The 9,069-nt window shown below is 43.0% G+C and carries 9 protein-coding genes; all 9 read left to right on the plus strand.

All coding sequences use genetic code 11. The annotated features are described in order from the left end of the window. Positions 1 to 320 (plus strand): 30S ribosomal protein S2 (gene rpsB / locus ACI35L_RS11555; RefSeq protein WP_439802931.1); only part of this gene is annotated, 320 nt, incomplete at its 5' end. 127 nt (positions 321 to 447) lie between these two features. Continuing rightward, positions 448 to 1,332: a translation elongation factor Ts gene (gene tsf, locus ACI35L_RS11560; RefSeq protein ID WP_049671404.1), complete on the plus strand. Its 885-nt coding sequence runs from the start codon at positions 448 to 450 to the stop codon at positions 1,330 to 1,332. Positions 1,333 to 1,523: 191 nt separating this feature from the next. Further along, entirely contained in the window at positions 1,524 to 2,249 is a 726-nt protein-coding gene (gene pyrH, locus ACI35L_RS11565) for a UMP kinase (RefSeq protein ID WP_049671403.1), read from the plus strand. Next, the gene (frr, locus tag ACI35L_RS11570) at positions 2,249 to 2,806 is read left to right on the plus strand and encodes a ribosome recycling factor (protein ID WP_049671402.1); all 558 of its coding nucleotides are present in this window, start codon (positions 2,249 to 2,251) and stop codon (positions 2,804 to 2,806) included. The genes pyrH and frr overlap by 1 nt, the downstream gene beginning before the upstream one ends. Before the next feature lie 262 nt (positions 2,807 to 3,068). Beyond that, positions 3,069 to 3,842, plus strand: coding sequence for an isoprenyl transferase (locus tag ACI35L_RS11575; RefSeq protein WP_049671401.1), 774 nt, complete (start codon positions 3,069 to 3,071; stop codon positions 3,840 to 3,842). 23 nt (positions 3,843 to 3,865) lie between these two features. Beyond that, positions 3,866 to 4,657, plus strand: a complete 792-nt coding sequence (locus ACI35L_RS11580) for a phosphatidate cytidylyltransferase (protein ID WP_049671400.1) — start codon at positions 3,866 to 3,868, stop codon at positions 4,655 to 4,657. 36 nt (positions 4,658 to 4,693) lie between these two features. After that, on the plus strand, positions 4,694 to 5,836 hold the full coding sequence (dxr, locus tag ACI35L_RS11585) for a 1-deoxy-D-xylulose-5-phosphate reductoisomerase (RefSeq protein WP_049671399.1): 1,143 nt from the start codon (positions 4,694 to 4,696) through the stop codon (positions 5,834 to 5,836). Positions 5,837 to 5,852: 16 nt separating this feature from the next. After that, positions 5,853 to 7,112 carry an RIP metalloprotease RseP gene (rseP, locus tag ACI35L_RS11590; RefSeq protein ID WP_049671398.1) on the plus strand — a complete coding sequence of 420 codons (1,260 nt, stop codon included), beginning with the start codon at positions 5,853 to 5,855 and terminating at the stop codon, positions 7,110 to 7,112. 142 nt (positions 7,113 to 7,254) lie between these two features. Next, positions 7,255 to 8,958 carry a proline--tRNA ligase gene (locus ACI35L_RS11595; protein WP_439802932.1) on the plus strand — a complete coding sequence of 568 codons (1,704 nt, stop codon included), beginning with the start codon at positions 7,255 to 7,257 and terminating at the stop codon, positions 8,956 to 8,958. The last annotated feature ends 111 nt before the right edge of the window (positions 8,959 to 9,069 follow it).

The following is a 9,069-nucleotide window of genomic DNA, read 5'->3' on the forward strand; positions in this document are numbered from 1 at the left end:
GCGGTATCAAGGATATGAAACAAATCCCTGATGCATTGTTCATCATTGACCCACGCAAAGAGCGTATCGCTGTTGCAGAAGCACACAAATTGAACATCCCTATCGTTGGTATCGTTGATACAAACTGTGATCCGGATGAAATCGATTATGTAATCCCTGCGAACGATGATGCAATCCGCGCTGTTAAATTGCTTACTGGAAAAATGGCTGACGCTATTCTTGAAGGTAAACAAGGTGAAGAAACAGCTCCAGTTGCAGAAGCAGCTGAAGTTGAAGCTCCTGCAGAAGCTGAAGAAGCTACTACAGTAGAAAATGCTTAATTGATTTTTTAAAGGTGATAAGAGGATGGTGCCTTTTATCACCTTTTTTTGAAATAAAGAAGCAGTGTATACGTCAACTTATACTGCTACATACTGATTTTATGGACAATTAAAGGAGGAAGACCAAATGGCTATTACAGCTCAACTGGTTAAAGAATTACGCGAAAAAACTGGTGCAGGTATGATGGACTGCAAAAAAGCTCTTCAAGAAACAAACGGAGATATGGATAAAGCAATCGACTACCTTCGTGAGAAAGGTATCGCAAAAGCTGCTAAAAAAGGCGATCGTATCGCTGCAGAAGGCTTAACTTCTATCGTTGTAGACGGCGAACAAGCTGTTATCCTTGAAGTAAACGCTGAAACTGACTTCGTTGCTAAAAACGATGCGTTCCAAACTCTTGTAAAAGAATTGGCTGCTCACCTATTAGCAAGCAAACCAGCATCTGTTGAAGAAGCTCTTACACAAACAATGGAAAATGGTGCGACTGTTCAAGATCACATCAATGCTGCAATCGCTAAAATCGGAGAGCGTATCACACTTCGCCGCTTCGAAATCAAAACAAAACCTGAAAACGGCGCATTCGGTGCTTACATTCACCAAGGCGGACGTATCAGCGTATTGACAATCATCGAAGGTTCTGCTGATGAAGCTGTAGCGAAAGATGTATCTATGCACATCGCTGCTCTAAACCCTAAATACGTTTCTCGCGACCAAGTAACTGCTGAAGAAGTAGAACATGAGCGTCAAGTATTGACTCAACAAGCGTTAAACGAAGGCAAACCTGAAAAAATCGTTGCGAAAATGGTTGAAGGACGCCTTGGCAAATACTTCGAAGAGATCTGCGTATTGGATCAAACATTCGTTAAAAACCCTGATCAAAAAGTTGGTCAATATGTACAAGCTAACGGTGCTACAATCGTAGAATTCGTTCGTTACGAAGTTGGGGAAGGTATCGAGAAGAAACAAGATAACTTCGCTGAAGAAGTAATGAGCCAAGTTAAAAAAGACTAATTAATCTAAAGCAGATACAGCAAGAAGATGAAATAGGGAACACATTGTGTTCCCTATTTTTCAAGAATTCTTCTTTAAGCAAACGGAAAGTATTCTTTCCAGGAAGATTTTTTGCACAAGAATTGAGATGTATGGGAAAATAATTATGGACGATATAATTGGTTCCTACTTTAACATTGGTGGAGGTTTATATGAGCAGCGTAAAGTATAAAAGAGTTGTATTAAAGTTAAGTGGAGAGGCTCTCGCAGGGCAGCAGGGCTTCGGGATTGACCCGGTTATCATCTCTTCCATTGCGAAACAGGTAAAGGAAGTAGCTGAATTGGGCGTAGAAGTAGCCGTTGTCGTTGGCGGGGGCAATATTTGGAGAGGGAAGACGGGAAGCGAGCTGGGCATGGACCGTGCAACTGCGGATTACATGGGTATGCTTGCGACTGTCATGAATTCCCTTGCTCTACAAGACAGCCTAGAACAGCAGGGCATTGGAACACGTGTGCAAACATCCATTGAAATGCGTCAGGTTGCAGAGCCTTATATTAGACGCAGAGCCATTCGTCATCTAGAAAAGAGCCGTGTTGTTATTTTTGCAGCAGGTACAGGCAACCCTTATTTCTCCACTGATACAACAGCAGCTTTACGAGCTGCTGAAATCGAAGCAGATGTTATCCTTATGGGCAAAAACAATGTTGACGGCGTATACAGCGCTGATCCGGTAAAAGACAGCAATGCTGTGAAGTTTGACCAATTATCTTATCTTGATTTAATCAAGGATGGTTTGGCGGTCATGGATTCAACTGCGTCATCACTTTGCATGGATAACGATATTCCACTAATCGTCTTCTCAATTATGGAAGAAGGAAATATTAAGCGCGCCGTACTTGGCGAAACTATCGGGACTGTTGTTAGGGGGAATAAATAATGGCAAAGCAAGTTATTTCTAATACAAAGGAAAAAATGGACAAATGCATTCAAGCATTTTCACGTGAGCTGGCTTCTATTCGTGCCGGTCGTGCCAGCGCATCATTGCTGGACCGATTAACGGTTGATTATTATGGTGCTCCAACACCGATTAACCAAATGGCTTCTATTAGCGTACCAGAAGCTCGTATGCTTGTGATTCAGCCTTATGATAAATCCATCCTTGGTGATATCGAGAAAGCCATTCTTAAATCAGATTTAGGGCTGAACCCTGTCAATGATGGGTCCATCATTCGTTTGAGTGTACCAGCTTTAACTGAAGAACGCCGCCGCGATCTTGTTAAACAAGTGAAGAAAGAAGCGGAAGAAGCAAAGGTTGCTATCCGTAATGTTCGCCGTGATGGAAATGACGATTTGAAGAAGCTCGAGAAAAATGGCGAAATCACAGAAGATGCTCACCGCGGCTATTCTGACGATGTTCAAAAAATGACAGATGAGCATATCGCAAAAATCGATCAAATGGCTAAAGATAAAGAAAAGGAAATTATGGAAGTCTGATTGATCTAAATCAGTGAGAGCCCCTTTTTTTAGAAAAGGGGCTTTTTCATATCAAATTGTCCTTGCAGGACAAAATTTCTCATATACAGAGTAGATTTGGGGCTTTAGCCTATAATGTAGATAGACCTGTATGTAAGTAGCGGTTATACAATCTTTTTATATGCACAATGTTCATGATATATAATTATGGTATGATTGTAATGGTTTATGAAATACATACACATAAACAGGTTCGCACGGTGAACCTGGTGGAGGAAAAAACATGTTTCGATGGAAGAAAGAAAAAAAGAAAGAAGACCAGCTGACCATAAATGAACGAATGGAACGCGTTAAGCAAGGAGAGGTACCGGAGCATATTGCCATCATCATGGACGGGAATGGAAGATGGGCTAAAAAACGTGCATTACCACGAATTGCCGGCCACCATGAAGGAATGAAGACGGTTAGAAGGACAACCAAGCTAGCTAATGAGCTGGGTGTAAAAGTATTGACCGTATATGCTTTTTCCACAGAGAACTGGAAACGACCAAAGGATGAAGTCGATTATTTACTTCGGCTGCCTGAAGAGTTTCTCGGGACCTTTCTGCCAGAGCTGATTGAGGAGAATGTAAGGGTCCAAATAATGGGCGACCAAAAACGGCTGCCTTTGCATACGGTTAAGGCGGTTTCGACAGCGCTTGAAAAGACGAAGGATAATGATGGGCTTGTGCTGAATTTTGCCCTGAACTACGGAAGCCGTGCTGAAATTCTTGAAGGAATTAAGCAGGCTGCCAAGGATATAGAAGATGGGAAGCTTACAGCTGAAGATCTATCTGAGGACCGTTTTTCAAGCTACTTAATGACGAGCGGCATGAAGGATCCTGATCTTTTAATCCGTACAAGCGGAGAGATTCGGTTGAGCAATTTCATGCTCTGGCAGCTCGCATATACAGAATTTTATTTCACGGACGTACTATGGCCGGATTTTGATGCCGACCATTTCATTGATGCTTTGGAAGTATTTCAAGGACGTTCAAGAAGGTTTGGCGGAGTCTAATGTTGAAGGTGAGGATATAAGACATGAAACAAAGAATTATTACGGCAGTCATTGCAATGGCCTTGTTTTTGCCAATCTTAATCTATGGAAATCTGCCTTTTCTGTTCTTAATTTACGCGATGGCTACCATTGCGCTTTATGAACTGATTAAGATGAAGAAGCTCCCGTTGATGACGATATCTACCCTGTTGTCATTCCTGATGCTATGGGTATTGCTCATTCCGGATGAGTTTGATTCGTTCTTTTCGATGATTCAATATGACAAAATGGATTTATTCATTATTGGCGCATTCTTGCTGCTAATTGTCACGGTTATCTCCAAAAATGCTTTCACATATGATGATGCGGCATTTTTGCTGCTGTCAGTACTATACATAGGAATTTCCTTTTATTATTTCTACCATACGAGAGCAGGAGAAGCAGGACTTGCGACAATCTTATTTGTACTCGTCACAATCTGGGTAACGGATTCAGGTGCTTATTTCGTCGGCCGTTCACTTGGAAAAAGGAAGCTTTGGCCTGAGATTAGCCCGAACAAAACGGTTGAAGGGTTCTTTGGCGGAATTACATGTGCGATAATTGCATCGATTTTGTTCTATTTCTTCAATGTATTGGATTACAATATAGGTAAGATGATTATTGTCGCGCTCTTGATTGCCGTTTTCGGCCAATTAGGCGACCTTGTGCAATCTGCTTATAAAAGACATTATGGTGTGAAGGATGCCGGCAATATATTGCCGGGTCATGGCGGAATATTGGACAGGTTTGACAGCTTGCTGTTTGTCCTGCCAATCCTGCACTTCTTCATCTTTTAACGATATTATAGGAGACATGCTGGGAGAGGATTAGTTTTGAAGAACATCAATTTGCTAGGCGCAACAGGTTCGATTGGCATGCAGACAATCGATATCATTCGAAATCACCCTGAAGAATTTAAACTAACGGCTGTATCAGGAGGGCGGAATATTGATGGTATTCGGGCAATTGTAAGAGAGTTCAAACCTGAATTGGTTTCCGTTCTCAACAAAGAGGATGCTGACCGTTTAAAGAGTGAGTTTCAGAATGTGATCATCATGCATGGAGATGAAGGGCTGATTGAGACAGCTGTGTACCATAAAGGCGATGTGGTCGTAAATGCTGTCATGGGCAGCATTGGATTAATTCCTACGATGAAAGCAATGGAAGCCGGCAAGACCATTGCCCTTGCAAACAAGGAAACTCTCGTCACAGCCGGCCATATCGTTATGGCGGCATCAGAAAAGTATGGGACACCCATTCTTCCAGTAGATAGTGAGCACTCGGCTATTTTCCAAGCGCTGCAAGGGGAGAAAAGCAAAAATATCGAACGATTGATTATCACGGCCTCTGGCGGAAGCTTCCGGGATAAGACACGCGATGAGCTGACGAATGTAACCGTTCGGGACGCACTTAACCATCCGAACTGGTCAATGGGCGCAAAGATTACCATTGATTCAGCTACCATGATGAATAAAGGGCTTGAGGTTATTGAAGCCCATTGGCTATTTAATCTGCCATATGAGCAAATTGATGTGCTGCTTCATCAGGAAAGCATCATTCATTCCATGGTAGAATTCCATGATTCAAGTGTTATTGCTCAACTGGGAACACCTGATATGAGAGTGCCGATTCAATATGCACTCACCTATCCGGACCGACTGCCGCTTGTTTCGGCAAAAAGGCTTAATCTGGCTGATGCAGCAGCCTTGCATTTCAAAAAGATGGACTTTGACCGCTTTCCTTGTTTACAATACGCTTATGAAGCTGGCAAAGCAGGCGGTACGATGCCAACGGTTTTAAATGCTGCAAATGAAGCAGCAGTTGGCCTATTCTTAGGAGGAAAGATTCCTTTCTTGACGATTGAAAGTCTGATTGAGCAAGCGATGAAGCGACATAAGCTAATAGAAAACCCAGGACTTGAAACCATTCAAGAGGTCGATCAAGACACTAGAACGTATATCGAGTCACTATATTAAAAGGATGGTCGATTAAGTGCAAACAATAATAGCGTTTATCCTCATATTTGGCGGATTGGTGTTTTTCCATGAATTGGGCCATTTAATCTTTGCCAAGAGGGCAGGAATTCTTTGCCGTGAATTTGCCATTGGTTTTGGTCCGAAAATATTTACGATTACAAAGAATGAAACCGTCTATACCATTCGTCTCCTTCCTCTCGGGGGTTATGTCCGGATGGCAGGAGAGGATGCTGAAGCGATTGAATTGAAGCCTGGACATCGCATAGGTATTTTATGCAATGAAAAGGATGAAGTCGATAAGATCATTGTCACTAATAAGGATAAGTATCCTGAAGCGAGAATGATTGAAGTAGAAGAGGCGGACCTTGATCATCAATTGATTATTCGCGGTTATGAAGAAGGGGAGGAAGACTCCCTTAAGACCTTTAAGGTTCATCCGAAGGCCATTATCGTAGAGGATGGACTGGAGCTGCAAATAGCCCCTTATGACAGGCAGTTCTCTTCTAAGACAGTCGGACAGCGGGCATTGGCCATATTTGCGGGTCCGATGATGAATTTTGTGTTAGCTGCTGTCATTTTCATGATTATCGGGATGATTCAAGGCGTTGTCGTCAATGATCCTGTTTTAGGTAAATTGACAGAGGATGGTCCAGCCATCACCTCAGGATTGAAAGAAGGAGATGTCGTCAAGTCCATTAATGGAGATGAGATGGGATCTTGGGAAGAAATCCAAAAAACAATCCAGAAAAACGCCAATAATGAATTAGATTTCATTGTTGAACGTGATGGGGCAACAGAGGAATTGACCGTCACTCCTAAATTAGTGGAGGATGCAGCCGGTAAACGCGGCATTATCGGGGTATATGCCCCAACCGAAAAATCATTTGTGAAAGCGGTGGGCCACGGGTTTACGGAAACGTATTTGTGGACGAAACAGATCTTCATTATACTTGGAGACTTAGTAACAGGCGGTTTTGATATTGATCAATTATCCGGCCCTGTTGGTATTTATGTATCAACCGAGGAAGTGGCTAAATCAGGTACGATTTATTTATTGAAATGGGCAGGCGTATTGAGCATTAACCTAGGGATTATGAACCTGCTCCCGCTTCCGGCTCTTGATGGAGGGCGATTGCTGTTCATTGCCATCGAAGCTGTTCGAGGAAAGCCAATCGATAAGCAGAAGGAAGGAATTGTCCATTTTATTGGATTTGCCCTCTTGATGCTCTTGATGATTGTGGTAACATGGAATGATATACAGCGCTTCTTCTTTTAAAAGAGAAATGTGACGGAGGAACAGCAGGCAGGCTGGATTCCTTCAGAGCTTCTTAATAAACAAATCTTGATAGGGGTTGCGTAAAAGCCCCTATCATCTATGTATGAAGCCCAATTGTGATTGATAGAAAGGTGAAATGATAATGAGACAAAGTATGACGATTATCCCTACTTTGAGAGAGGTGCCGTCTGATGCTGAAGTAAAAAGCCATCAGCTTTTACTTCGTGCTGGATTTATGCGTCAAACAGCCAGCGGAATTTATAGCTACCTTCCGCTTGGATTAAAGGTAATTCAAAATGTAGAAAAAATCATCCGTGAAGAGATGGAGCGAGCAGGAGCGGTAGAATTATTAATGCCGACCTTGCAGCAGGCTGAGCTGTGGCAGGAATCCGGCAGATGGAATTCCTACGGACCGGAGCTTATGCGCATGCATGACCGCCATAATCGTGAGTTTGCTCTTGGGCCGACACATGAGGAGGTCATTACAAGCCTTCTTCGCGATGAGGTTAAATCCTACAAGAAATTACCATTGACACTTTATCAGATTCAAACGAAATTCCGCGATGAAAAACGTCCTCGTTTCGGATTGCTTCGCGGCAGAGAATTCATTATGAAGGACGCTTATTCCTTCCACTCAAGCCAGGAAAGCCTAGATGAGGTTTATGACCGCTTATTTACGGCATACTCCAATATCTTCAGTCGCTGCGGTTTGAATTTCCGTGCTGTCATTGCCGATTCTGGAGCAATGGGCGGTAAAGATACGCATGAGTTCATGGTTCTCTCAGAAATCGGTGAGGATACAATCGCGTATTCAGATACATCGACTTTCGCTGCCAACATCGAAATGGCGCCTGTTGTCAATACAGCCGTTAAAGCTGGGGAAGCAGCAAAGGAATTAGAAAAAATCGAAACGCCAGATCAAAAAACGATTGAAGAAGTGTCCAGCTTCTTAAATGTACCGGCTGAGAAATGCATCAAAACATTGCTCTGGAAGGTTGATGACCAATTTGTTGTTGTATTGGTCAGAGGCGATCATGAATTGAATGATATTAAGCTCAAAAATATGTTCAATGCGGCAATCGTTGAACCGGCAACACCGGAAGAAACGAAAGAAATCCTTGGAGTCAGCTTCGGATCACTCGGGCCTGTCCACATGAAGACAAGCGATGTGAAGGTCGTGGCAGATGCAGCTGTTGAAATGATGGAAAATGCCGTATCCGGCGCCAATGAAGATGGATTCCATTATGTGAACGTCAATCCGGACCGTGATTTCCCATCCGTACAATATGAAGACTTGCGCTTCATTCAAGAGGGCGACCCTTCTCCAGATGGACAAGGAACCATTCAATTCGCAAAAGGGATTGAGGTTGGACATGTCTTCAAGCTTGGCACCCGTTACAGTGAATCCATGAACGGGATGATTCTTGATGAAAATGGACGTCAAAAGCCAATGATCATGGGCTGCTATGGAATTGGTGTATCCCGTACCGTTTCTGCCATTGCAGAACAATTCAATGATGATAAAGGCTTAATTTGGCCGGTAAATATTGCTCCATATCAAGTTCACCTGATTCCGGTGAATATGAAGGATGAAGCACAAAAGCAATTAGGTGAAGACTTATATGAACAGCTCTCTAGAGCGGGTTATGATGTGCTCATTGATGACCGCCCAGAGAGAGCGGGTGTTAAATTCGCTGATTCTGACCTAATTGGATTGCCGGTTCGTGTGACAGTCGGCAAGAAGGCATCTGAAGGCATTGTCGAAGTGAAGCTTAGAAAAAATGGCGAAAGCTTTGAGATTCCTGCAGGTGAATTACTTGAGCGTCTTAAGACCTTAATCGGCTGATAAAAAGCGATAATGATGGCTCTCCCTGGCAGGTCAGGGAGAGCCTATTCTTTCTTTTCAGGCTGTTGCCGATAATGGCGATAAAGTGAAACTTCCATCAGCGGGCATCTT

It is taken from the genome of Pradoshia sp. (assembly GCF_051873915.1).
Lineage (GTDB): Bacteria > Bacillota > Bacilli > Bacillales > Pradoshiaceae > Pradoshia.

Excerpts from the sequence above, each read along its gene's own strand:
- ACI35L_RS11580 (WP_049671400.1), top strand. The coding sequence starts at position 3,866 with ATGAAACAAAGAATTATTACGGCAGTCATTGCAATGGCCTTGTTTTTG.
- ACI35L_RS11595 (WP_439802932.1), top strand. The coding sequence starts at position 7,255 with ATGAGACAAAGTATGACGATTATCCCTACTTTGAGAGAGGTGCCGTCT.
- tsf (WP_049671404.1), top strand. The coding sequence starts at position 448 with ATGGCTATTACAGCTCAACTGGTTAAAGAATTACGCGAAAAAACTGGT.
- ACI35L_RS11575 (WP_049671401.1), top strand. The coding sequence starts at position 3,069 with ATGTTTCGATGGAAGAAAGAAAAAAAGAAAGAAGACCAGCTGACCATA.
- frr (WP_049671402.1), top strand. The coding sequence starts at position 2,249 with ATGGCAAAGCAAGTTATTTCTAATACAAAGGAAAAAATGGACAAATGC.
- pyrH (WP_049671403.1), top strand. The coding sequence starts at position 1,524 with ATGAGCAGCGTAAAGTATAAAAGAGTTGTATTAAAGTTAAGTGGAGAG.